The 26,496-nt window shown below is 36.9% G+C and carries 18 protein-coding genes; 3 read left to right on the forward strand and 15 right to left on the reverse strand.

The window, feature by feature from the left end; genetic code table 11:
• Positions 1-11: 11 nt before the first annotated feature.
• The 15 genes from EG346_RS15095 to EG346_RS15165 form a co-directional block, all read right to left on the reverse strand.
• Positions 12-1,232 carry a DUF1972 domain-containing protein gene (locus tag EG346_RS15095; RefSeq protein ID WP_164466181.1) on the reverse strand — a complete coding sequence of 407 codons (1,221 nt, stop codon included), beginning with the start codon at positions 1,230-1,232 and terminating at the stop codon, positions 12-14.
• A 126-nt stretch (positions 1,233-1,358) separates the two neighbouring features.
• On the reverse strand, positions 1,359-2,435 hold the full coding sequence (locus tag EG346_RS15100; RefSeq protein ID WP_123879698.1) for a glycosyltransferase family 4 protein: 1,077 nt from the start codon (positions 2,433-2,435) through the stop codon (positions 1,359-1,361).
• A 1-nt stretch (position 2,436) separates the two neighbouring features.
• Entirely contained in the window at positions 2,437-3,669 is a 1,233-nt protein-coding gene (locus EG346_RS15105) for a glycosyltransferase family 4 protein (RefSeq protein ID WP_123879700.1), read from the reverse strand.
• On the reverse strand, positions 3,617-4,357 hold the full coding sequence (locus EG346_RS15110; RefSeq protein WP_123879702.1) for an acyltransferase: 741 nt from the start codon (positions 4,355-4,357) through the stop codon (positions 3,617-3,619). Before EG346_RS15110 ends, EG346_RS15105 begins: the two co-directional genes overlap by 53 nt.
• The gene (locus tag EG346_RS15115; RefSeq protein ID WP_123879704.1) at positions 4,354-6,663 is read right to left on the reverse strand and encodes a nucleoside/nucleotide kinase family protein; all 2,310 of its coding nucleotides are present in this window, start codon (positions 6,661-6,663) and stop codon (positions 4,354-4,356) included. The genes EG346_RS15110 and EG346_RS15115 overlap by 4 nt, the downstream gene beginning before the upstream one ends.
• A gap of 133 nt (positions 6,664-6,796) precedes the next feature.
• Positions 6,797-8,086, reverse strand: a complete 1,290-nt coding sequence (locus tag EG346_RS15120) for an O-antigen ligase family protein (protein ID WP_123879706.1) — start codon at positions 8,084-8,086, stop codon at positions 6,797-6,799.
• Positions 8,087-8,089: 3 nt separating this feature from the next.
• Positions 8,090-9,205: a glycosyltransferase family 4 protein gene (locus tag EG346_RS15125; RefSeq protein WP_123879708.1), complete on the reverse strand. Its 1,116-nt coding sequence runs from the start codon at positions 9,203-9,205 to the stop codon at positions 8,090-8,092.
• The gene (locus tag EG346_RS15130) at positions 9,196-10,422 is read right to left on the reverse strand and encodes a lipopolysaccharide biosynthesis protein (protein ID WP_123879710.1); all 1,227 of its coding nucleotides are present in this window, start codon (positions 10,420-10,422) and stop codon (positions 9,196-9,198) included. The genes EG346_RS15125 and EG346_RS15130 overlap by 10 nt, the downstream gene beginning before the upstream one ends.
• 3 nt (positions 10,423-10,425) lie before the next feature.
• Positions 10,426-12,570 carry a GumC family protein gene (locus EG346_RS15135; protein WP_123879712.1) on the reverse strand — a complete coding sequence of 715 codons (2,145 nt, stop codon included), beginning with the start codon at positions 12,568-12,570 and terminating at the stop codon, positions 10,426-10,428.
• Between the two features lie 8 nt (positions 12,571-12,578).
• Complete coding sequence (locus EG346_RS15140; RefSeq protein WP_123879714.1) at positions 12,579-13,310, reverse strand: polysaccharide biosynthesis/export family protein; 732 nt, start codon at positions 13,308-13,310, stop codon at positions 12,579-12,581.
• 7 nt (positions 13,311-13,317) lie between these two features.
• A complete protein-coding gene (locus EG346_RS15145) occupies positions 13,318-13,758 on the reverse strand; it encodes a response regulator (protein WP_123879716.1) in 441 nt (146 codons plus the stop codon).
• Positions 13,759-13,882: 124 nt separating this feature from the next.
• Positions 13,883-17,404 carry a PAS domain S-box protein gene (locus tag EG346_RS15150; protein ID WP_123879718.1) on the reverse strand — a complete coding sequence of 1,174 codons (3,522 nt, stop codon included), beginning with the start codon at positions 17,402-17,404 and terminating at the stop codon, positions 13,883-13,885.
• A gap of 2 nt (positions 17,405-17,406) precedes the next feature.
• The gene (locus tag EG346_RS15155; protein ID WP_123879720.1) at positions 17,407-18,549 is read right to left on the reverse strand and encodes an FIST signal transduction protein; all 1,143 of its coding nucleotides are present in this window, start codon (positions 18,547-18,549) and stop codon (positions 17,407-17,409) included.
• Positions 18,550-19,905, reverse strand: a complete 1,356-nt coding sequence (locus EG346_RS15160; protein ID WP_123879721.1) for a sigma-54-dependent transcriptional regulator — start codon at positions 19,903-19,905, stop codon at positions 18,550-18,552.
• 1,152 nt (positions 19,906-21,057) lie between these two features.
• Positions 21,058-22,599, reverse strand: coding sequence for an NAD(P)/FAD-dependent oxidoreductase (locus EG346_RS15165; protein ID WP_123879723.1), 1,542 nt, complete (start codon positions 22,597-22,599; stop codon positions 21,058-21,060).
• Positions 22,600-23,165: 566 nt separating this feature from the next.
• Here EG346_RS15165 and EG346_RS15170 point away from each other — a divergent pair.
• From EG346_RS15170 to mdcA, 3 genes are all read left to right on the forward strand, one after another.
• Entirely contained in the window at positions 23,166-23,825 is a 660-nt protein-coding gene (locus tag EG346_RS15170) for a FadR/GntR family transcriptional regulator (protein WP_123879725.1), read from the forward strand.
• A gap of 67 nt (positions 23,826-23,892) precedes the next feature.
• Positions 23,893-24,831, forward strand: coding sequence for an ACP S-malonyltransferase (locus tag EG346_RS15175; protein WP_123879727.1), 939 nt, complete (start codon positions 23,893-23,895; stop codon positions 24,829-24,831).
• Positions 24,832-24,850: 19 nt separating this feature from the next.
• Positions 24,851-26,485, forward strand: coding sequence for a malonate decarboxylase subunit alpha (gene mdcA, locus EG346_RS15180; RefSeq protein ID WP_123879729.1), 1,635 nt, complete (start codon positions 24,851-24,853; stop codon positions 26,483-26,485).
• Positions 26,486-26,496 lie beyond the last annotated feature (11 nt).

Here is a 26,496-nt window from a genome sequence, read left to right on the forward strand (position 1 = left end):
GGCGTTTGGTTTTAAGCGGTTTTATTTGAACTGTTGAATAGTTTTATATTTTTCAAATGTTCCAGATTATATTTTTCAAGAATTTTTTTGTCTAATCCTGAAATTATAGGGTAAACATTGGTTTTTTTATTGACCGTAAAGGTTTCTTCAATTAGCTGGCTGTATTTTTTTGCGATTTTTTTCCAGGTATATCTTCTCTCTGCTATTTTCTTCATCTGTACGGCACAATTACGGAGATCTTCTTTTGTAATTTCATTTAAAACATTTTTAAGATCTTCCTCATTGGAGAAATAAAAAGCCTGATGCTCTGTTGTGGTTCTGTTGTATGAAACTCCATTGCTTATAATAGGCAGCCCTAAAAACATCGCTTCTACTAAAGAAGGATTGGTACCGCCTGCAGAATGCCCGTGAATATAGACAGAAGCATTTCCGCGGATAAGGTCTATCATTTCCTGATCATAAATAGGATCCAGAAGATGAATGTTTTCGTAGTCTGAATATTGCTGCTTTATATCAATACCATACTGGCTGTTTTTCCAGTTGCCTACCAATACCAGTGTACGATCAGGAAGTTCACTGAAAACTTTTACAATAGTATGAACGTTATTTTCCGGTTCTATTCTGCATACTTTTACAGCATATTCTTTTGATAAGAACGGATATTTTTCTATATTTTCAGAAGTTGGGGTCAAATTTACTTTTGTATGGTCAGCGCCGTATTCTATAACTCTGCTGATTGTTTTATATCGTAATGAAGTATAATCCTGAATAGATTCATTATCAGAAATATCAATATGAGAAAATCTCACGGCCAGTTTTTCTGCCCACCACAGGTATAGTTTTGCAGGTAAAGACCATTTGTCTCTTTTCCATTCTATACCATCAATCGAAATGATGATTTTTTTACCAGTAAATAGTTTTACAAATGGTAATAACCATGCGCCTGCAACACCTAAAACCAATAAAACATCACTTCGGAATAATGCGTGAAGAATAGACAAGGTATCATAAGGGATGCTTTGAATTCCGTTGGCATCAAGAGGAAGATATTTTAGTTTTGCGCCCTTCCAGCTTTCGGTTCTTTCTTCTTTTGTATATTTTTTTGACGAGCAATAAACTGTGAAATCATAAGTATCAGCAAGCTCTTCTACAAGGTGCGCCGTCAAAGTTTCAAATCCTCCATATTTAGCGGGTAAACCCACAGTTCCGATAATGGCTACTTTTGTCTTCATAATAGATGTATTTGATAACAGTATTACTATTCATATTCCAAAAATAAATTTGTTTTTAAGTGATTAAAAATCAATAACTTAAATCTTATCAGACACGGTGCCAAGTTCCAGAAAATGGAAAATATATTATAAATTGGAAATAATTTTCAGAGATTCTTTTTCAAAATAGGCTTCTGAAAACAAAAGACTTGTCTGATAAGATGCCTCGCTGAAAGATTGGTACACGTCTGAATTGCTCAATATATAAGTAATCATTTCAGATAATTTGTCGATATCTTTAGAATGAATCAAAAATCCATTTTTACCGTCTTTCACCAATTCGGTCACCCCGCCAACCGGAGGAACAATTGCCGGGAGACGATAGCGCATTCCTTCCAGAATCGTCAGTCCGAAAGTCTCTACCCAAAGATCTGGATGCGATAAATTGACAATGATGCTTGCTTCCCGATAAAAAGGATGGGTGTTGGTTTGTGTAGGATAGATGGTAAGGTTATCCGGAATTGTTTTTCCTCTAAAATACTCCTGTATTTCTTTTTCAGAAGCATTCACAACCAATTTGAATAGGTAGCTGTTGTTTTTTTCTGCTAATTTTAAAAATTCGTCAACGCCTTTGTATATTTTTAAAGAACAGATCATCAGGACAATCGGAACGGGCTTTTCCACGTATTGGAATTGATCTGCCTGATCTGTAAAATCACTTTCCAAAACATTATAGAGAAGGACCTGATCATCTATCAGAGATTCCTGTTGTAAAAGATACTCTGAAACAAAAACGATTTTATCTGCAGTGAGCTTTGCGATTCCGAAAAGAAAATTTTTAAATATTTTAGGTTTAACGGAGGTTTCGTGGATATGATAAATGATTTTGCAGCCTTTTATTTTTCCGGCAATAGTTGCCCCAAAAGGAAGTACCGTATTAATATAGACGATGTCCTGCTTTTTTAGAAAAAACAAAAGCTTGATCATCAAAAGAAACTGACTCACAAAAAAATTCGCTATTCTGACCCATGAGCTGGGAGAAAACCGATACCAAAAGAAGTGATTTTTAACGTTGGGTATATCGGAAAGAAACCCTGTTCTTCCGCCGGAAGTAAAAAGATGGGCGTCAATTCCGTTTTTTGTCCAGGCTTTCAAAAGCTGCATCAGTACTTTCGGACTTCCGCTGTAATCGTTCAATAAATGGATGGCAACAATTCTTTTCATCTTAAAGTTGGTTATAAATGTTGTTGAGATGTTCTCCTCTTTTTTCCCAGGAGAATCTTTCAAGATAATGCTTTCTGGCTCCGGTACTCATTTTTTTCTGAATATTTTTATCCAAAAATAATCTGAGCAATGCGCCGCTTAAGCCTTCTACGGTCTTATTATATTTCTGTTGGGGAACTGTAATGCCACACTGATGATTCACAAATTCTCCTGGACCTTCATTTTGAAGGCATACCACCGGTAATCCAAACGAAAGTGCTTCCGGAACCACCATTCCTGCTCCCTCATGCGAAGGAAAAAGAAATGCGGAAGCTTTTCGGTACATTTTCATCAGGTCTCTTCGGTCGATCCATTCAATAATTTCAATATAATCATTCATCTGGTTTTCGGTAATAAGATGTAGGTAAAATTCTTTTTGTTCACCTGTTCCTACTAGTATCAGTCTGCATTTTGCCCTGTTTTTTTCCGAAAGTTTATTGATAAATCCGGCAAATGATCTTATGGTTAAATCAAAGCCTTTTAACGGAACAAATCTTCCCACGCTCATCACCGTAAAATCAGATTTTGCAGGAATCTCATTGTTTTGGAAAAAGTCTTCCGAAGCTACGGACGGATAGAGTGAATATTTATTTTCAGAAAGACCGAGCTTTTCAGGAACTCCGGTATTCATACACCAGATATGATCTGAATGTTTGATGGTCTTACTCAATGAAGGCGAAAGATTCCAGAAGAAATTTTTCACCATCCATGTGAGACGGTCCTTTATAAAATATTTTTTCGAATAATCCTGCAGATACTGCTTTGGAATCAGCGGATGATGTCCTACAGGGCCCCATACCATTGGCTTATTAAGCTTCCATAAAAAACTTGGGGTCCAGTCGTTATGAAAATTGACGTTATGCACAATATCAAAGTCCAGTTTTTGTTTTTTAATAAACGAAACAATACCTTTCTGCCACAGATAATAGTACAGCATTGCTCCCCGGTTTCCCTTTTTCCAGAAACGCATCCAATAGGGAAGATCAAAATAGAGAAAACTCATATTCTGATAAATGGTATCAGGATTTTCTGCCATATATTTCTCAATATGTTCTCTGTTATTTTCCCTTGTGATAGCAATAACTTTTCGGAATCTGGCAATTTGATATACAAAATTCCAGCCCATCGCATCTTCTGAACCTTTATAAGGATTCACTGCGTAGCAGGTTGCCAGTACAGTTTGATTGGTTGTCATGAGTTCTTGTTTTTAATAGTTTTGCAGGAATACCTCCTATAATGCTGTTGTCGGGAAAAGATTTTGTAATGACACTTCCTGCCGCCAAGATGCAGCCATCACCAATCTCTACACCGTCCAAAATGGTGACTTTACTGCCGATCCAGCAGTTTTTCCCGATTTTGATCCCTTTTCTGCTAACCCCCTGATGTCTTATAGAAATATCAAGATCTTCATAATTATGATTCTCCGGATGACAGCTCAGGTACTGTCCAACGATGCATTCATCGCCGATTTCCAGTCCTCCGGAACCTCCCAGATACGCAAACTCTCCGATGCCTACATTGTTTCCTATTTTTATCTTTTCTCCGATATTATTAAAAGAAGTGGAAACGATGATTCTGCTGAAAGCTCCGATGGAAACATTATTTCCGAATTCTATTCCCTGTTTTGACAATGCAGAAACATAGACATCGTTTCCTAGTCTCAAGAATTTTCCCCATTTCATTTTTGAAGGATTAAAAAAGCTGACTCTTTTCCCTAAAAGCATTCCTTTTGGATTTTTAAAGAAGACAATAACCTTTAATCCCCTGATGATGCTCCAGAGCTGAATCCATATCATCTGAAGAATGGCTCCGGAATTTAACGAATCATCGATCGTAAAATCAGGATTTCTAAGTCTTATGATTTTTTCAGCAATTGTTTTCATTTTGTAGTAATTATGGTGTTCATTATGGTATCCAAAGTCGTATCAAGATCATTATTTTCGATGGAAAGATATTTTACATTCTGGTCTTTTTTTTCCAGTTTTGAAAACAATTGGCTGTATTCTGCAGTCAGGTCACATATAGAACGATAAGAGAGTTCTTTTTTTCTGCTGAGGATTTTTTCGGGAGCCGCATACAGAAAGAAATTGAATTTCGGTTTCATCAACAGATGATATCCGGTTTCAGTTACCACTTTTGGAAGTAGGATATTGCTTCGTTTAGCATCTGCAATAAAGTCGAAATAATATCTGTCATACAGCACTATTTTTCCTCTTAGGACATATTTGAGATAAATAATAAACTGCCCTAAAATATAATCTGTGTAATAATACCCGAATCTGAATAAGGAAGAAACAGAGCTTTTATTGTTCCCTTGTCTTGGCAGAGAATTCACTGCATCCTGGTGGGCTTTTTCTTTGCCTTTGGTCCAGACACTTAAAATAGGAAGAAGGGAAGGTCTGTGTCTCAACACTTTTACAGGTCTTCGGTAACGTTTCTCTATCAGCTCAGAAACTTCAGAAATAACAGTTGATTTTCCCGCTCCGTCCACACCGCTGAATGTCATGATAAATCCTTTTTCTGAGAAAGAATCTTTCAGATACTGGCATACATTTTTTATAAATCGGAAACCTTTGTTATAATCTTTTGTTTTCAGAACTTTTATGATTGTTTTTTTATCATTTGTTTTTTTTGAATCCACATGTTCTGAAACAAAATTTTTATAGGAATCAGGAATTTCCGATGCATTAAGATGATAAAACAGGTGAATAAACCGGGCTGCATCTTTTTCAGAAACTTTATAAACTCCAAAACTGTTTTTAAATTTGTTTGCCAAAACTTCATTTGTATCCATCATCTGCAGGTATTTCCATTTCAACTGAGAGATGAGGTCAAGGTTAAGAATTTCATGATGCTTTGTGATAATTCTTACAGAGTACATAAACGATTTTTTAACAGTTGTAATGTTTTGTACAAGACTGTTGGCAGATAAAAAAGCGATCATCTTTTTTGCATTCCGGGAAGATATGATCATATCGATATCAGAATTTAATTTCAGATTTTCAGGAGCTTCGTTATGAAATTTTAAAGTGGCATAAGGGGTATGATACAGCTGATCAAAAATATCCATGATCAAAAGTTCTCTCTCTGTATTATTTTCTGTAAGAAAAATATTTAAAGCTTCAGTCCAGGTCTGTAAAAGCCAGTGAATCTGTACATGCCATTTTTCCTGTTCCGAATATATTTTAAGATATGATAATAGGTTGGTGAGAAGATAGAATTTTAAATACTTTTCAAGTTCTTTATCGTCATACTGAAAGGCTATTGCATTTTTTTCCTTAATCTCTTTAAAAATATTCTTCCATGATTTTTTCTGAATTAAAATACCGTTTTGGATGATGAAATGAAAAAAATCAAACCCTTTTGGTCTTTCGAAGGATGCCAGTTCCCAATCATAAATTGCCAGTGTATAATCTTTTATATAGCAGTTCCAGGAAGTAAAATCACCATGAGAAAAAGAAAGATCTATGCTTTCATTTTCATTGATATAGGTAAGAATCGTATTGAGTTTTCTTATCATGTTGGGCGGGATCCTTTCGTCTCTGATTGCACTGAAATGTTCTTTCAGGCTCTGAAAATACTTCCATTCCGATATTCTGCAGCTTCCCTGATATCTTTCTTTAATTCCCAGCAGAGCTTTGGCATGAATTTCCCCAAACTCATTTTTTCTATTCCCGTTTTCAGAAATATCGCTGAGCTGCAGAATGCTTTCATTATGAAGTAAAGCCGATGGAATAGTGTACAGGCTGCTTTTTGCGGCATAGCTAATAGCGGTACATTCTTTTTTAATGAGTTTTTTTGCATTTACGGTGTCTGCTATTTTATAAAAGCACCCATTAGAGTATAAAAGACATTTATTATTAGGACCTACAGTTCCTGTAAAAATGGCCCAATCGTTTTCAATGTCGAAAATAGGCTTTCCATCTGCGATATAATATACCGTTTCTTTTTTGAAAGTCAGTTTCTGTAAACGAAGTACAAATAGAAATTCTACCAACCATGAGAAGAGTTTTGCTTTAAGAGTGGCTATATTATAGAATTTTAAAAATAGCGGTCTTTTTGAATTTGAGTTCCAAAACCATCTCACACTTCCATCGGGATTAGGGATGTAGGAGAAAGCAATTTTCACGCTTCCCGGCTGCTGTTTTGTAAACAATCTGTATCCTGTATTTTTAAATATATTTTTCATGGCGTTTCTTGTATAGTAAAACAGGATGTAAATAGTTTGCCAAGTATTTAAGTGTCTATATTTCAGTATTTTATGATTGGTTGTTTGATTTTTATTTTCCAAAAAATGGAAAAATAGTGTAAAGGTTGGAATTTCAGACTGTAAGATCCTGTCGTTTTTTTCTTAATATAATTTTTTGCGGGCGGGTAAGATGATTATTGTTCCTGAAGGCAATGGAAAAAATGATAATCTGGTAAAACATGATGCCATAATTACTCTCACCAAAGATTCCAAATTCTGTGAAAGAATTAATAACAATAGGAATCAGGATTCCGATCAGCATGAGCTTAGTTTCTTTTTGTTCGGATAAAATTGATTTCACGGTAAAAAATACCTGAAATAAAACAATTGTAAAACCAACAAATCCTAGATTCATTAGTACCTGCATAAAGGTATTATGGGTCATTTTTCCGGGATAGGTATGGGCACTCTGGAAAAACTCTTTGTAGTCGATCCGCATAAAACCAAAACCAAAAAGGGGCTCTCTTGGAAGGCCTTCTGTAATGAGTGCTTTCCAAAAAGGCAGTCTTCCCGTAAGGCTCATTACTTCTTCTAATCTCTCCTGATCGCCGCCTTTTAAAATAACCGTGTATACAGCAAAAGGGGCAACCATGGCAACAAGCGCCAGAATAGAAAATTTCAGTGTTTTTTGTTTGGTTTGATTGATGTGAAAAAATATAATAAGCAACACCCCGATCAGAGAAGATCTGGACCCTGTCATATACAGAGCATACATGATGATAAGAATTTTGATGATGGTCCATACTTTATTTTTAAAGCGGTAAAGGTCAAAAATAAGACAGGCACATCCCACACCGGCTAACATTCCCAGCTCGTTGGGATTCATTAAGGTTCCGCCAAGTCTTGCTTCCTCACCGCCATCTGTGAGACGGAAAAAAACATCTGGAGCTACCCACATTCCAATAACGAAAACCAACTGAAGGATAAAAACCGTGTTTCCAAGCAAATGATAGAGCCTGATAGTATGTCCTTCAAAATAGATATCCAGAATTTTAAGGCTTTTCACAAAAAAGTAGGCAAAAACAAAACTCTGGAAAGTCATAAACCATTGGAGAGCGCTAAAACCGGGGTTAGTACTCCACGAAAAGGAAATAAATCCCAACGTAAGATAACCCATATAGAGAATAGGAGAGAAAATATTTTTGTAGGCAAGAGAATTGATGCTGCCATACCTGATTATTTTTTGATAAATCAATATAGATGAAAACATGACGCCCATTCTTCCCACTACTTTTATGGCTCTTGTAATCGCAACATTCTCACTCCAGGTAAAAAAGCAGGCAACCATTAATAAAAGAACAATAAAGAGTTGGTTGTTTATCGTTTTTAAAAATTTTTGATGGGATATAGGTAAAGTTTCCATGTTTTAAAGATGATAAAATCTGGAATTCATTTCAGTGATAATATGTTCCCAATCGAATGCTTTTTCAACCATTTTCAGGGCATTTTGAGAAGTTGTGTTGTATTGGTTTTTGTCTGTCCATATTGCGTACATATCCCGCATAGCCTGGAGTAATAATTTCCGGTCAGGGTAGGGAATGGTAATACCGGCACCATATTCTTCAATTAAATAACCGATATTGGTGTTTTTGGTAACGATACAAGGTTTTCCAAAATTGGCGGCTTCTATAACCGAAACAGGGAGCCCTTCATTTCTGGAGGGATGCACAAAGACATCCATCTGATTCAGCAGAGAATTCTTTTCATCTCCGAATTTACTTCCCAACAGTTCCACTTTTTTTTCAAGCTGAAGATCTTTTATTTTTTGCTGAAGTTGATGCTTTTCATTGCTGTCTCCAATGATCCAAAGCTTTGCATCAGGAATTTCTTTGATAAAACCTGAAAAGCTGTCCATGAGAATATCCAGTCCTTTGGTGAAAATATCAAGTCTTCCTATAAAGCCGAACAGGATCGTGCTGTCGTGTGCTTTTTCAGGAAAGCTGTTTACTATTTTGTCAAATCCATAGGGGATAAGAACGGTTTTGTCTGTCGGAAATATAGATTGGAGTCCTTCTATTTCACTTTCGCCGATGCAGTGTATTTTTGATGCATTTTTGACCACCTTCTTTTCACAAAACCTGAAATAGATCTTCTTTACCCATTTGTTTTTGTTCATGGCAATGATATTGTAAGCGCCGTGAGGGGTAATTACAAATTTGCGCTGATGTTTTTTCAGAAATTTACTTAAAGAGTAATATACCGGAATCCATCCTCCGTGAAAGTGAAAAATAGTGTTATGATCTGCATTCAGAATTTCTTTTGTAAGGGCTTGAGGAATAGAAAAAGGGTTTTTGCTTTTTTGAAAAACTTTGGTTTTAAAATTTCTTTCCGGATAGTTGATCTCGGTATTTTCAGCAATTCCCCACACTTCTACCTTCCCGGATTTTTCTGCCTGCTGAGTCGCCAGATTGTACACGACTTTATTCACCCCGTTCATTTTTTCGGGATTGGCTTTACCTAATATAATATGCACTATGCCCATACAGAAATATTTTTTTTGTTAAGAAGAACCTTCCAGTACACAATCATTAGAATCTGATTGATCACAAGACCTGAAACGGCTCCGTACAGTTCAAAATACTTTAAAAGGAAATGAAAACTCAGGAGCGAGAAAACAAAAGAAATGCAATAACCGATAAAGAAAGCTTTATTTTGTTCCAAAACCCTGATGGCAATTCGGGTAGGGTAGCCGTAAAGGATAACGATATACAAAACGGATATTAGCCGGATAACAAAACCATACTGATGATATTTCTGCCCTCCCAGAAAAGTAATAAGAGGTTCTGAAAAAATAAAGAAGCCGGCAATAAGAATTCCCAGTACTGCCATTCCTTTCGACATATTTTTTAGAAGTTCTTTTTTTTCCTGTCCTTTATTCTGATAATGAAGCTGAGCAGTTTTCGGAAGATAATAGTTTTCAACAGTCTGCAGAACAATATTAATGACTCCAAAAAAAGACTGAACAAGCCTTAATGCTCCCAACGCATTAATACCAAGATAAATACCTGCGACCAGAGTAAAGAAGTTATTTGAAAACCATTGTACAACAGAGGCGCTCAGGAGCCATTTCCCTTCCATAAAATGATAGCGGAAGAGTGCGTTGTTTTTGAAGCTAAAGTCTGAATTTTTTATGCAGTAGATGACTCCCGGAATGGATGCTATAAAATTAATAATACCTATGATATACAGGCTTTTAAATACATTGAGACTCTGCTCAAACCAGATTAAAGGGAAAACAGCCAGAAAAATGCTGTCAATAAAAAGTACGAGGTAAATGCGATCAACCGTCAATAAGATCTTTCTGACAAAATCCTGAAAAATATAAGCAGTTGTAAAAAGAATAACCGCTGATAAGTTGTTCTTAAAAAATTCTATGGCGGAAATAGGTAAAAACTTTGCTGCGAACAATAGCAGGGCAAAAATAAAAATCAACAGCAAGGAAGCCTGAAAAACAAATCCCAGCGATTTTCGGCTGAATTCTTTTGCCGCTGAAATCTGAAACGGCTGCACAATAACTGCATTGCAGATCCCGACAAGTAGATAGGTTACCAAAAGAACGGAAGAAAACAAACCAAAATCTGAAATACTCAGTTTCCTGGCCAGTAAAAAAGTAAGCAGAAAGTTGGATCCACTGAATATCAGCTGATCTGTGAAGACCAGAGATGATTGTTTGGACGCTATTTCTTTCAGCTTTTTCACCGTTTATTTTTTTTGGATTAATTTTTTTAAGGTTGTGAGAATGCTCGGATTGTAGCCTTCTTTATTAAGGATGAACCATAGATTATCAAGCTTATATTCATCTTTTAGCAGTTCTACATTCATAATGCTCTTGGTGGCTGTTTTCCGGCTGTCTAAAAGGAAAAGATTCTGATCGGCAATTTTCAGAAAAAGCAGCGGCATTTTCCCTTGTCTTATGGCTTGATTATTAATAATACAAAGGTCTGTGTCTTTTATTTTTTCACGAATCATATTTTGAATATCCGTTGAGGTAAGTTTAAGATTTTCATCCCCGGAAAAATTGATATAATGCTCTGCCTGAATATCTTTCAAGGTATTGGAAACATCCACCATCAGAACTTTTTTAGATTGCATCTGTAGTGCTTTGATGAGATTTTTGGCGTGGAAGGTATGATGTTCGGGATTGTCATAGGAAGTGATACAGATGATATTTTTTTCCGCGATGATGCCTTTGAGTTCCATTTCAAGAATGTTCTCAAGAAAATAATAAGGTATTCTTTCTCTTTTCTTAATAAATGGGGTTGTAAAAGCGATGGGGATGGAACTGTTTTTCTCGATCGTATAGACATCATTTACTTTTGCTTTGGCAAAATGGATGGCATAGATAAGGGCAATAGATCCGATCATGCTCATCATAGCTGCCACAATGATAATGATGGAACGCATGGGAGATACAGGATGGGTAGAAATCTCTCCTCTGGTAATAATTTTGTGAAATGAAATTTTCGCTGCTTTGGCAATTTCAGCATCTATTCTCTTTTCATTTAGAAAATTATAATTTTTTTCATACAGATTAAACTCTCTGTTCATGATGTTGAGGAGCTTTTCTTTTTCCGGTAAGCCTACAAAAGCCTGTTCAGCGACGCGGATATCCTGATCGATATCATTGTATTTGATCTGTAGATTTTTTTGGGTATTCCTGATACTTTCGGTTTGGTAGTCTGTAAGATCTTTGATTTTAGTATCTATTATTTTTACCTTTTCGTGTTCTGGGGTGTAGGTGAGAAGAAGGTCTTTCTTTTCTGCCTGTAATTGCTTTATATTTTTCATCATTTCCGTAGAAAGAAGATCGTTAAAGGCCTCAAAATTGGTGGCAAGATCCAGATAATTGTCTTTACCCTTCTCAACATATCCGTTAAGATCCTTTATCGCATCCAGACTCATTTTCAGGTTGCTTTTCTGGATTTTGAGCTGGGATATTTTCCTAAGATCGGTCTCTGTTTCCTGTGGAATATTGATGATGTTTTCCTTATTTTTGTAGTCTTCAATTTTATTTTCTACATCAGAAAGTTTATGATTGGCCTGCCCAATTTCTCCTTTGAGGAAATCTACAGTAGTATTGGCGGCACGGTATTTATTTTCGATATAATCCTGAATGTAGGTTTCGGCAAGGGTATTCACGATCAATGCCGCTTTTTCGGGTACATTGCTTTTATAATTGATTCTGATTACCGGAACGTCTTTGTCAACAGAAACGATATCCAGGTTTTTATTGATGTTATCCAGAAGTTTTTCTCTGCTTAAAAATTCAATCTCATATTGATCGATGATTTTAACATCTGGTCTGGACTGGATGTAATTTTCATTAAGGCTGATGAGTATTTGTCCATTGTCTATACGAACCGGAGTTCCGAAATTTCCCTTTTTCGGTGTGGCAGTACCGGGAACGGTAATAGAGTAGGCTTGTTTGGATAGGACGTTTAACAGGAATTTTTTATCATTATTTTTATCATCACCGAAGGTTGCTGCTACTTTAATAGGCGAATCATTAAAAAGCTCAACCGACTGAACCTTTCCCTTTCTGTAGATTTCTGTAGACAAAGGGAGCTTCGAAAGTGTTTTTTCAATCAACGAGGTCGATTTCAAAACCTCGATCTCTGTACTGATTTTGTTGGCAGAGGCAAACACATCGAAATCTTTAAAAAGATTGGCACTGGGAACGCCTTGCTGGGTATCGGCAAGTTTTAGTTTTGCTGTACTTTCGTACATGGGTGTTACATAGTTGAGATACTTTTTTGCCGCCAATACAGAAATTGCCATGGCAAGGATTATAATGGGTAAACCTCTTAGCAAAGGTTTGAGAAACCGGACATTTTCATTGTTCATCATGGTAATCTTTACAGCAGGTTAATTAATATGGCAGCAGCAGATGTCACTGTTGTAAAAGGAATTATGGTGGAAACTCTTTTATCAAAGTCCTTGCTTTTCTTGGACGGTACAATAACGTAATCTCCCGGATGGAGCATAATATTTTGATTAGGAACATCTTTCATTTTGGTGAGGTCTATGTTGGTAACCCTTACGTTTTCACCTTCCTGTCTTAAAATTTTCACCGATTTTAAATTGGCATACATTTCAAAACCTCCTGTTTTTGAGATAAGCTCAAGTAATGTATTCTGATCCTTATCGACCTGAATCACTGCCGGATTTCGTACTTCACCCATCACGGCAATTTCTTTGTTAAGAACTTTCACATCAACAATTGGGTTCACAAGCCATTTTTTAAGCTTGGTTTTTATGTCTTCCTTCAGCTCGGGCAAAGATTTCCCAATCACAGAAGTTGTTCCTAATTTTGGAATTTCAATATTTCCGTTAATATCCACCAAAAGCCATTTTCCATAGACCTCGTTAGAGTTGTAAATTCCATATACGGATCCCACACTCAGGTCATCCTGTCCCCAAACTGAAAGCGTTATTTTGTCATCTTTGCGGATTCTGTATTCGTAATTCGGGTCGAAACTGAAATCCTGCATAGCTCGGGATGGCTGTTCTTCTTCCAGCACATTATATGTTTTACAGGAAAAAAGCAACAGCATGAAAATGGATGATATGATGAATTTTTTGGCCATAGTTTTTTTAAAATAAAATTGAAAAGAATTTGCGGAAACCTTTTAATTTGTTTTGAGACATTTCTTCTCTTATTTTCAAGATCTTGTCTATCGTTTCTGTCATTTTTTCGCAGACATTTGCATCTTTTACCAGATAGTCAAATGCTCCGTATTTAAGCGCGTTTATAGCAGTATCGATGTTTTCCTGTGCAGAGACCATGATCACATAAATGTTGGGATCAAAACGTTTGATTTTCTTTAGAACCTCAAAGCCGTTCAGGTCTTCCATGTTGTGATCCAGAAAAATAACATCTGGTTTCTGATGAAGCTCATCCAGGCATTCTTCTCCACTGCTGAAGCAAATAATGTCTTCATAGCTATGATTTTTCAAATACTGTTCATATACACTTGCACAGAATCTGTCATCATCTACAATAAAGAACTTTAAATTTTGACTATTTGTTTCCATCTTTTTTAATTTGAAAACAATAAGTCTATTATTGTGCCTGTATTTAATTATTTGAAAATCAGATATTTAAACATTTGCTTTTTCCAAAATATGGAATTGAGTCTTGATTTTGGATGGTTTTTCTTTATTTAATCTCCTCCTTCAGCTGGATTATTGCGGTAGTAAGCGTCTTTTTTATACTTTCAAATAGGGCATACATCTCAAAGAGTTCTGTATTTTGTTCCTTCGCTAAGACTTCCAGTTGTTTAACATCTTCTTTAATGGAATAGATACCTATGCCTTCTATACTGGGCTTGATCTTATGGATGAGCCTTGCTATTTCTGCATGGTCTTTCTCTTCAAATGCTTTTTCTACCAAAGGAATTGTTTCCTGGGTCTGCGAAATGAATATCGAAAGCATTTTCTGAATAAAATCCTCATCTCCTCTGCTGAGGATCTGTATATTTTTAAGATCATAAAGTGTTTCGCTCATATTGGATATCGTTGTGTTGGTTCTTCTTTGAATTTTGGTGTATTTGTGAATAATATTGAGCAGGTTCTCTTCAATAAACGGTTTGGTAATATAGTCATCCATTCCTGCACTGATACAATTGTCTATCTCGGTTTTGAAAGCGTTTGCGGTAAGGGCGATAATGGGTGTTTCAATTCCAAGTTCTTCCCGTACTATTTTGGTGGCTTCTATACCATCCATCTCAGGCATCTGGATATCCATCAGGATAATATCAAACTGTTCTTTCCTTAAGAGATCTACTGCCATTCTGCCATTGTCAGCTTTTGTAACGCTGCATTTGAAATGTTTCAGAGAATTTTCAGCAACCAGCTGATTCAGTTCATTATCTTCAACTAGCAAGACATGAACTCCCTGAATAGAAATTTTCTGTTTCTTTTGGGAAGATTTTGAAGGTGATTCTTCATTTCCTTTATCCACATTGAATGTGATGGTGATAGCAGTTCCTTTATTTTTCTCACTATTCACTTCTATCTTTCCTTTCATTAATGAGACCAGCTCTTTGGTAATGGTCATTCCAAGACCTGTACCGCCATATTTCCTGGAAATAGAGCTGTCTTCCTGATTGAATTTTTTAAAGATATTGTTTACATACTCTTCACTCATTCCGATTCCGGTATCAGTAATGCAGATAGAGACTGTCTGATAATGGGAAAAGTCTTTAAGAATAGTACAATCTACCTTTATTTCACCTTTATCTGTAAATTTTAATGAATTGCCAATAATATTATACAGAATCTGTTCTATCTTTAAGGAGTCTCCTTTTTGAGCAGGTGCGAGGGACTTTGAAAAAACAGCGTATAACTGTAATTTTTTTTGTTTTGCTTTAGGCTGTAGAATGGTAATAACATTTTCGATACTTTCCTGTAATGAAAAGCTTTTGCTCTCCAGAGACATTTCACCGGATTCGATTTTGGAAATATCAAGAATATTGTTAATAATCGATAACAAATGTTGCGAAGCATTATAGCTGTTTTCTACAAACTGTTTTTGGGTGGGATTAATGCCTATTCTTTTCAACTCTCTTAGAAAACCTATAATAGCATTAAGAGGTGTTCTTATTTCATGGCTCATATTGGCCAGAAAAACTTCTTTGGCTTTGGATGCCTCCAATGCTTTTGCTTTTTCCTGTTTTAGTTCTTCTTCCAGTTTTTTTTGGTCTGTAACATCAAGGTGGATTCCTATCGAACCAAGTTGATTACCGTTATCATCATAATTGGGCGCTCCGCTTATTGCCCACCATCTGATTTCTCCTCTCTTATTTTTTACAGGAAGCTGATATACGCTTGAAACTCCTTTTTTTCTTAATTGGATCTGCTCTTTTACAAACTCAAGATTATTGTCTCCGTATACAAATAACTGGGAAGGACTTTTGCCAATTAACTCATCCGGATCATAGCCGGATACATCACAAAAACTTTGATTGGCATAACGGATCGTTTCGTTGTTGTCTACTTCCAGCAAGCCCAAATTCATATTAGCAATGATGTTCCGGTATTTTTCTTCCTGCCTTCTGAGTTGGTCTTCCCCTCTTTTTCTTTCAGAAATATCTTTGATGAAGTAGCAGTAATATTTGTTATTATCCTGTTCTACAGCAATTACCGATATTTCTACCGTAAGTTCTGCTCCGTTTTTTTTGATAATGCTTCGTTCAACTTGTTTATTCAGCATTGATGTGTAGAGCATTTTATCTGCTTTCGGAAAGATTTTTTCAATAATTTTTTCACCTTCTACTTCTTCTTTTGTCCAGCCGAAGGTAGAAGCTGCACTTTTATTCCAAAAAGTGATTTGGCCTTTGTGGTTGGTAATGATGATGGCGCTCATGGCAGAGTCCATGATCATCCTGTTGCGTTCTTCACTTTGTCTGAGCTGGTTTTGGATAACAACACGTTCCGTTATATCATTATATTTCCAGAGATGCCCTTTGTAATAGTCATTAATAAAAATAGGAATATAATCCCTTTCTAAAAACCTTCCGTTCTTGGTTTCCAGGAGCTCATTGGTTACGATTTTCTTTTCCTTAAGTATTTCATTAATTCTCTGGACGAAATGATCTTCATTAGTAAAGAGAGCTTTAGATTCTTCTGCAGAATTTGTACAATCTATTCCAATCATATCATCGGCGGGAACAGGGATATTAAACATTTTGCAAAACAAATCATTGGTAAAGATTATTTGTCTTTTCTCGTCTTCCATTAAGATTCCGGACTGGAGATTTGCTAACAATTTTTTCAGAATTTCCACCGTTCTGGAAAGGTCTTTTTCAAGAACAAGACGCTCCCTCACGTTTACAAGAACCTGCGTAAATATGGTGAGTAGATTTTTTTCGGTATCTGATACTTTATGATAATCCCTTACAAAATCAAAGCCTATAAAGCCCAGACATTCATTTTGCAGCATAGCAGGTATTACAAGCAGACTTTTGATATCCTGTTCCTGCAAGAGTTGTTTGAGATTACTTTCCGGTAATCGCTGAACATCTGGATAATAAATACTTTCCCCTTTTTTGTTGGCTTCCACCCACTCGCCGATGATGTCAAGAGGTACGTTCTGAAGATTGTCTATTTGAGGACTGATCCCTTCATTGCAGTACTCATACATGTTTGAACAGGTGCTGTTTGCAAAATCATAACTGAAAATATAGGCTCTGTCTGCCTTCACAAATTCAGACATTTCCTGAAGTGATTTCTGGACACTTTCTGACACCTTTTTAAAGGGGATATTAATATACTCAGAAGAGATGTCCACTAACAGATTCTGAAATTGGAGTTGCTGATTGAGCTGTTTCTCCAGGAAGATTCTTTTTTTCAGCTGTTCAGATACATAAAAGGACAGCTCAGTCAGGTCCTCAGAATCCTGATGTTCAATCGTAGGATCAAGAATTTTGATGGATTCATAAAGATTAGAGATCGATTTTTGCTTTAAAATGTTCTCATTTTTAAGGTTGATGTAGATTTCCTGATACTCTTCCTCACTTTGTTTAAAAGCATGATCCATGAGTTCTTTATCTCTTTCAAAAGATTGATAAGACTGATTTACAGCATTGATGAAATTTTTGAACTGCGGATGAGACTTACAGTCTTCTGTAAGATATTTGTTGATTTGTCTTTTTAATAGGTTGTGAAATTCCGGCTCCATTTTTATTCAGTTTCGTTAACGGTGGTAATGGTAATAGTCTGGTTATGTAAGACACAATCATCAAAGGGCTTCAGCGGGGATATCTCTCCATATGAATAGAAACCTGTAATGATGGTATCAGAGCCCAAAACATCCCTTACCATTTCCACTTCTTCAACAGTCCGGTCTCCTAAAACTAATTTTCTTCCTACACAGCTTACAATAATTCCCATTTTAGGTTTATTATGACTTATTTTAAGGCATTCACTAGCCGCATCATTGGCGGCATCAATCAACCGGTCCATATTGGCCTTCATAAATCTTACTTTACTTCCTTCGGGAAGGTCACCTGCAAAGACCATCATATTATCTTTCTCATTAATAGAAAGGATGGTGCGTACAACAGGGGAGGAGTCGTCATCAGATTTAAGGGAAAGAGGAAAAAGAAGCGCAGAACCGGGTAGCTCTTCTGCGTACTTTCCGAGATATTTCTTATAAAGATCAAGGGCGTTTTTATGATCGATTTCATATAGAATATTATGATGAGAACGGGTAACAGTTCTTTCCAATCCGAAGCTTTCCCATCCGCCGTATGATGCATGAGATAATTCCAGATTTTCTCCATAAAACCCAATTGCTACAATCTGATTAGATGCAGGGACCTGATTTAAGCCAACTGCTGTTTTTTCAAATTTATCCCCATCACCTGCCAATCCTCCTGAAATTAATACATGATCAGGGCGTCCGGCGTTTAATCCCTGAACCAGTTGACTGCCGTTGACGCGACTGCCATCTGATAAAACAAATACCCATTTGAGATTTTCTTTAGGAAGTTTTGCCATAAGGGTTTTCCCAGCTTTGTAGCTGTTCGGAAAGTCTTCTATATTAATCTGTGAAGTTTTAATATGAGATGTTGAAAAACTGATAATAGTAACGGTTACTGTATTATCATATACTTCATTACAGAAAATTTCTCCGGACGATGATGATAAGGCAATCTCTGCATTGGGAAACTTTTCCTTTAGCTGAAAATAAAAATCATTGTTTTCAATAAGGTGTCTGGCTCCGTATCCTATTACCAGTTGAGCTTTCTGATAGTCAAGATTTTCATCATTCCTTTCATGTCTGCATTCTCCGTTTATAAAAAGTAATTTGGCAACTTTCATCTAGTATTTTTTTATTTCAACATTGTTAATAAGATTATAAATGGTTGATTTGCCTATATCCAAAGCCTTTGATGTTTTAATCACATCATTATTGTTTTTTTTCAGGAAGTGTAGGATGATATCTGTAGTATATTGTTTCAATGTTTTTTGCCCGTCGAGAAAAGACTCTGAATCTTTTTCAAGGGTATAAAAACTAATGTCATCCGCCGTTATCTCAGGATTATCAGACATTACACAGGCCAGATCAATGATAGATTTCAGTTCTCTTACATTTCCGGGGAAACTATAAGCGAGAAGCTTTTTTTTAGCATCGGCAGATAATCCCAAAGGTTTGATTTTATTTTCCTTTGAAAATAGGTCTATAAAGTGTCTGGTAAGGATTAAAGTATCCTGTTCTCTTTCCCGTAAGGGAGGAAGTTCAATAGGGAGGCCTATAATTCTGTAATACAGATCCTCCCGGAAAGTACCCTTTTTTACTTCCTGTGCGAGATTTTTATGGGTTGCTGTAATCACTCTTACATCAAGCTTTATTTTCTGGTTTCCGCCTACTCTTGTAATTTCTCTTTCCTGTAGAGCGCGGAGCAGTTTACTTTGGATGTTGAGATCAAGCTCTGCGATCTCATCCAAAAAAATGGTTCCTCCATTAGCCTGCTCAAACTTTCCGGAAGCTCTTTCCGCAGCTCCCGTAAATGCCCCTTTTTCATGACCGAAAAATTCGCTTTCTACAAGTTCTTTAGGAATGGCAGCCATATTCACCGCTACAAAAGGCTTGTTCTTTCTGGGTGAATTATAATGAATGGCTTTCGCTACCACTTCTTTTCCTGTACCTGTTTCTCCGGTAATTGAAACATTAATACTGGATTTTAAAGCTTTGTTTATTTTTGAGAATATGCCTTTTATAGATTCGCTTTGTCCAATGATGGTGTTCTCAAAAGTATATTTTTTTTCAAGTTCATCTTTCAGGTCTTCCACCTCCTGTTTCAGCGATATATTTTCTTTCAGCCTGATAATGGAACTCCACAGGAGCTCTTTGGTGTGCTCATTTTTTACGATATAATCTTTTGCTCCCTGTTTCAGAAAATTGATGGCCACCTCTATATTTTCCTGACCGCTGATAATTATGATGGGAAGATCAGGATATAGGTTTTTGATCTGTTTAAAAAGCTCATCCCCTTGAATATCCGGGAGTCCAAAATCAATACAAATGATATCAGGATTAAGAAAAAGGCCTGAAAGGCATTCCTTAGCAGTCGTGTAAAGGTGGATTTCATAGTCAGGATTTAACTGGAGATGGTATTTCAGCATTTCTCCGAAAAAAGGGTCATCGTCAACTATGAAAATTTTGAAAGTCCCCATTTGGTTTTAATTTTTATTTATTACTAAAATAAGGATTTTTCATCAACTTATGAATTATTATTTATTTGTTTTAGATTATTGGTGTATTTTATTTATCCGTATTCAACAAATTGTAAATATTATGGGATTTATCAAAGCCGAATATCCTGTCATTATTATTTTTTTGAATATTATATTTATTGCCGATTGGTTTTGATCATACTTATGTGACCAAAATATTGGAAAATCGGAGCTTAGAGATCAATCTGCATAGTGAAAGCTTTCGCAAAAAGGTATCCATCAGGAGATTTATAAATGGAAAAAAAGGATATAAAAGGAGCCAGAACTAAAGAATACCATTTTTTCAAATGGAAGGCGTTGTTTTCAAAAAGCATTTTTACTGGGATTGATCATCACCGGATCAAGCGCAAAAAATTTCAATCTAAAATGAATATTGTGGATCAATGTATCTGTCAGTATAACAATGGATTAGGAAATAAAAAAAAGACATCGAAGAGTGAAATCTTCAAATGTCGGTCTTGTGACCAAGACGAGCGTATCTTCAAACACTTTTATCAATGATTTGGTTCGTTTGAGCCAAATTAAGCAAGAACTACAAAGCTCATTTTTATCAATTTAATTTTGAACATTCATAAAAAGTTAAATTATCATTTTCCAATAATTAGATGGCTTGAATGGTCTAGTATCCACAACCAAAGAAGAATCAAATTATGTAGTGAAATATTGACAAAGGATTTCAATGGTAGATAACTGATTTGTGGAGCATATACTGATAATTTATCTGAAATTTATTTTTCTAAAACTTTTCTAAATCTTTTTATTAATGTAGAATATCTGCGTATTCATCAGAATTAGAAGTATTAATATGAAACTAACTTTCTTTATTATGAACCATACTGTTCCGAACATGTAAATTAAGGTAATAATTTGACTGGAATTGTTGTTCATATATCCATTTATTCTCCAATAGTTTGCTAAAAAGATTGCTTCAGTACCTGTGACTGCACCAATGCTGAAATTTCAGGCGTCAAATTCTGGCTGAAATATTTTTATAAAATTCTTTTTAAGTATATTAAATTGACTGTTACACAGCCCTCTAACGGTTAAACTATGTATTTCCCGGATACAACAATTGGTATAATAGAAAGTTTGTTATGATGCGCTTAATATTGCATTCGCACAGTTAATTCCATCTATTGCGGCAGATAAAATTCCGCCTGCGTAACCGGCACCTTCTGCACAGGGATATAAACCTTTTACCTGCGGATGCTGATAGGTTTCCTTATCCCTTGGGATCCTAACCGGCGATGATGTTCTACTTTCAACACCAACCAAAATGGCTTCATTAGTATAATAACCTCTAATTTTTTTCCCAAACAAGGGCAATGCTGCACGCAAACTATCTGATACAAAATCAGGCAAAATGTTATCAAGCATTGAACTTTTGGTACCTGGGAGATAAGAATTTCGTGGCAGATCGATCGATAATCTATTGTTCACAAAATCGACCATTCTTTGTGCAGGCGCAACCAAATTGCCACCACCAGCCTCGAAGGCTCTCTTTTCGATTTCTGATTGAAAATGTAACATTCTTAGCGGATCGTAACCCTGAACATCCTCTAAGGTAACCTGAACCACTGTTCCGGAATTGGCATAAGGGTTGTTCCGCTTAGATGGCGACCAACCGTTAACCACAATTTCATTTTCACCTGTGGCACATGGCGCAATAATACCTCCCGGGCACATGCAAAAAGAAAATACGCCACGGGTACCAACCTGCTCTACCAAACTATAATTGGCCGGTGGTAAAAATTCTGATCGGATATCGCAATGGTATTGTGCCTTATCAATAGTTTCCTGAGGATGCTCTATCCTTACCCCTAAAGCAAAAGGTTTTGCCTCGATCAGAATATTTTTTTTATTTAACAATTCGTAAACATCTCTTGCCGAATGGCCTGTTGCCAGGATAATATCATCGGCAAATAACTTGTCCTGAAAATTAACTTCTATTCCTTTTACTTTACCAAATTCGATTAAAATATCGGTCATCTGGCTATTGAACATCACTTCACCACCAGCATTTAAGATAGTGTTTTTTATGGAAGTAATAATATGTGGAAGTTTGTTGGTACCGATATGCGGACGGGCATCGATCGTGATATCCGGCTGTGCACCATGGTTTACAAAAACTTGAAGCACTTTATTAATGTCGCCACGCTTATTGGACCGGGTGTATAATTTGCCATCTGAATAAGTACCTGCCCCACCCTCACCGTAACAATAATTAGATTCGGTATTTACCAAACCCTGTTTATTTATGGCAGCTAAATCTCTACGACGTTGCTTTACATCTTTACCGCGTTCGATAATAATGGGTTTTAATCCATTTTCGATACACTGTAAAGCAGCAAATAAACCTGCTGGGCCTGCACCGATAATGATTACGGGTTTTGCCGTACCTACATTAGGGTAATTGACAGTGTAAAATTCCGGAACTGCTTCTTCATCCACAAAAACCTTTACCTGAAGGCGAAAAATGACTTTTCGAGAACGGGCATCTATAGATCTTTTCAGGATTTCAAAGCCTTTTATCCTAGATTCGGATAGTTTTAAGGCTTCAGCCAGTTTTTGGTTGATTAGCTCAGTTTGCTCTACCTCGTGAGGAAGCAATGTGATTTCGATGTTTTTTTGCATATCAAGTCGGGTTTTTATCCCGAACGGTACAAAGATAAACAACTATCAAGAAAAATTGATACTATTTATATGCTTTTATATACCGTTGCATATGCTTAATAAACGCCTTAAAATAATTCATTTATTTGGAAAGTAAACACTTATTGAATATAAGGCCTTAAAGCTGAGAAATACTTTATTGAATTGAACGCCAATATTCTTAAAGAAATCTATTCAGAAAAGCATGCAGACTATGATAATAAGAAATATCAGATTGAAAGTTTTTATGAATACTTAAAAGTGGAGTTTAGGTAGAGAGATACCGCCAAATTATTTGAGGAATATCAATCACGTGAAGTTTAATTGTGAAATTGGAAGTGTGGTATAAGCGTATTTTTTAGTTAAAAACACGTGTACTTATTTATATATCCAAAATTTTTCAGTCTGTTATAGTTCACAGGGTTTAAGTTATTCTTAAGTAAATGTCATTTCAATTTCATTATGATATAAGTCAGCAAAAAAAAAGAAGAAAAAAATTGTTGGACAAAATTTTGTGCTTACCTTTGTCTCATCAGATGATAGGATGAATGAAAAATAAAATCATAAGAAAGAGTTTGGCTGAGGAAGTCGCGGGACGTTTAGAGCAGGATATTGTTTCTGGATCTTATCGTGTAGGTGACAAGCTACCGAGCGAGCCTATGTTAATGGAGGAATATGGCGTTGGACGTTCAAGTGTACGTGAAGCAGTTAAAATGCTTGAAAACAAGGGTATTATCAGCGTTCAGCAGGGGGTTGGGATTTTTTTAGCTTCTAAAACCGCGGCGAAGGATCCTTTATCAAAGCAATTGCAACGAGCCAGAACAGCGGACGTGATAGAAGTAAGGGAGCTACTTGAAATGAAAATTGTGGAAAAAGCGGCACTTAACCGTACAGAGGAAGATATTGAAGCGCTAAAGAAGACCCTTAAAAAGAGAAATAAGGCTGCGGATAACAAAGATCTTTTAAAATGGCTGGAGGAAGATATCGCATTTCACGTTCAAATAGCCGAAGCATCCAAAAATGTTATTTTGACAAGTTTATATAAAACCTTTGCCGAACAGCAGCTAAAAAGTTCAATAGAAGAAAGTTACTCACAGGATGTTTCAATGCATAGGCTGACTAAAGTTCACGAAAGTCTACTTGATGCAATCATCCGCAGATCACCTGAGGATGCTATCGCAGGTATCGTAGAAATGCGCAGATTATAATAAAAAAATAGCACCATTAAACTGGTGTTTTTTTAAGCTTTAACTCATCTGATGATATGACGAGAATATGAAAACAACATTTTTATTTCCGGGTCAGGGATCCCAGTCCATTAGAATGCTAAGTTCAATGGATCGAGAAGATCCCATAGTCAATACGGTATTTGCCGAAGTTGAAAACCAGCTGAAGGTATCCGTGGAATCATTGGATACGGCGGAAAAGCTAAATTCGACAGTGTATGTTCAACTATGCCTGCTTATTTCCGGCGTGATATCCGCAAGGCAACTACTTTCCCAAAAGATAACTCCCGATTATTTAGCGGGGCATTCTATAGGAGCGTTTGCCGCAGCAGTTATCAGTGAAGCCATTTCCTTTACAGATGCTTTGAATTTGGTTCTATTGCGTGCCACGATGATGGAACAGGCGTATCCCGAAGGTTATGGTATGGCCGCGGTTGTCGGTTTTTCTGAATCTAGGTTGTCTTGTCTGCTCGGAGCGCACAACCTGGAAAATGACGCCCTGTATCTGGCTAACAGCAACGCGTATGATCAGCAGGTCGTTGCCGGACAGCTGTCCAGTATCGATAAATTGATCCCTTCACTTCAGCGTAGCGGTGCCAGGAAAGTACAGGTACTTTCAGTTTCTGTGCCCTCTCATTGCCCACTTTTAAACGATGTTTCGGTGGCACTGGAGGAAGCGCTTATGGAAATTAAAGTTAAGGAACCGATATATCCCTGTGTTTCGAACCATACAGGACGGATAGTAAAGAGTGCCGAGCTGCTTAGAAAAGATCTGTACAAGAGTATTTCCGAAAAGGTCAGGTGGTATGAAGGCACCACATTGCTCTATGAATCCGGAGTAAGGCTATTTATAGAAATGGCGCCATCGGGGGTGCTCGCGAAAATTGCCTCTTCGACGTTTCCCGAGGTGAATGTGATCGGTTTCGATGAACAGGACTTAAATACAATAAAGTGGCTCTATGACCACTATAACTCAAATAATTATTAATACTTAAATTAAAGTCAGTATGTCAAGAATATGGACAACAAGACGGGATGAAAAAGCCCGCAGGATTAAAAGTATCGCACATCTTACTCAGAACGCCATACTTAATAAAGAAAATATCATTGAAGCAATGGAAGCGCTGATCCAGCCGGGTGATCGTGTTGTTCTGGAAGGTGACAATCAGAAACAGGCATCTTTTCTTTCTGAATCACTGTTACAGGTAAATGCTTCCAAGGTGAACAACCTCCACATGATCATGTCGAGCGTTTCCCGTCCGGAGCATTTGGATATCTTCGAAAAAGGTATTGCAAAAAAGATTGATTTTTCATTTTCAGGTCCACAGAGTCTGCGTGTTTCGCAGATGATAGAGGATGGTACTCTGGAAATAGGGGAGATCCATACCTATCTGGAGCTTTATGGCCGTTTATTTATTGATCTAATTCCGAATGTCGCCTTGGTGGCTGCGGATAAGGCAGATAGATTTGGTAACCTGTATACTGGACCAAATACCGAGGAAACTCCCGCCATTGTGGAGGCCACAGCATTTAAAGACGGTATTGTCATCGTCCAGGTAAATGAGATCGTGGATGAACTGCCCCGCATCGATATTCCGGCTTCGTGGGTCGATTTTGTTGTTGAGGCAGATCAACCTTATCAATTAGAAGCGCTCTTTACGCGTGATCCAAAATTGATCAGTGAGCTGCATATTCTCATCGGGATGATGACTATCCGTGGCGTCTACGAGAAACATCAGGTAAAATCACTAAACCACGGTATAGGCTTTAATACAGCTGCTATTGAACTATTGTTGCCCACCTATGCGGAAAGTCTCGGGCTAAAAGGTAAGATCGCAAAAAATTGGGTTTTAAATCCACATCCGACATTGATTCCCGCCATTGAAAGTGGCTGGGTAGATACGGTGCACTGTTTTGGGGGAGAAGTTGGTATGGAGGCATATTGCGCAGCAAGACCAGATGTATTTTTTACGGGTAAAGATGGAAGCCTAAGATCAAACCGTGCCTTCGCACAGGTTGCTGGCCAGTACGCGATAGATATGTTCGTAGGATCAACATTGCAGATGGATATGAGAGCTAATTCTTCAACAGTTGTTTCCGGAAGGCTTGCAGGTTTCGGGGGCGCTCCAAACATGGGACATGATCCTAAAGGAAGAAGACACTCATCGGAAGCTTGGTTGGATCTTATCACATCAGATGATCCGTTGAGTAAAGGTAGAAAACTGGTAGTTCAAACCGTCGAAACATTCCAAAATGGGAATACACCTGTGTTTGTCGAATCACTTGATGCCATTGAAGTTGCGAAACAGGCACATCTTGCTACAGCGCCAGTGATGATTTATGGCGATGACGTTACACACGTTGTAACTGAAGAAGGAGTTGCCTATATCTATAAAGCGGAGGGAGAAGAAGAGCGTAAGCAGGCATTAAGCGCTGTTGCTGGTGTAACATCCGTAGGATCTAAGGCTGACGCGGCAGTTATAAGTTCACTAAGAGAGCGAGGAATTGTGGCATACCCTGAAGATCTAGGTATTCACAGAAATCAGGCGAACAGATCATTGCTTGCTGCAAAAAATGTGAGAGATCTGGTAGAATGGTCAGACGGCCTTTACAATCCACCAGCAAAATTTAAAAACTGGTAAACAATCTAATT

This window comes from Chryseobacterium carnipullorum (genome assembly GCF_003815695.1).
Lineage (GTDB): Bacteria > Bacteroidota > Bacteroidia > Flavobacteriales > Weeksellaceae > Chryseobacterium > Chryseobacterium carnipullorum.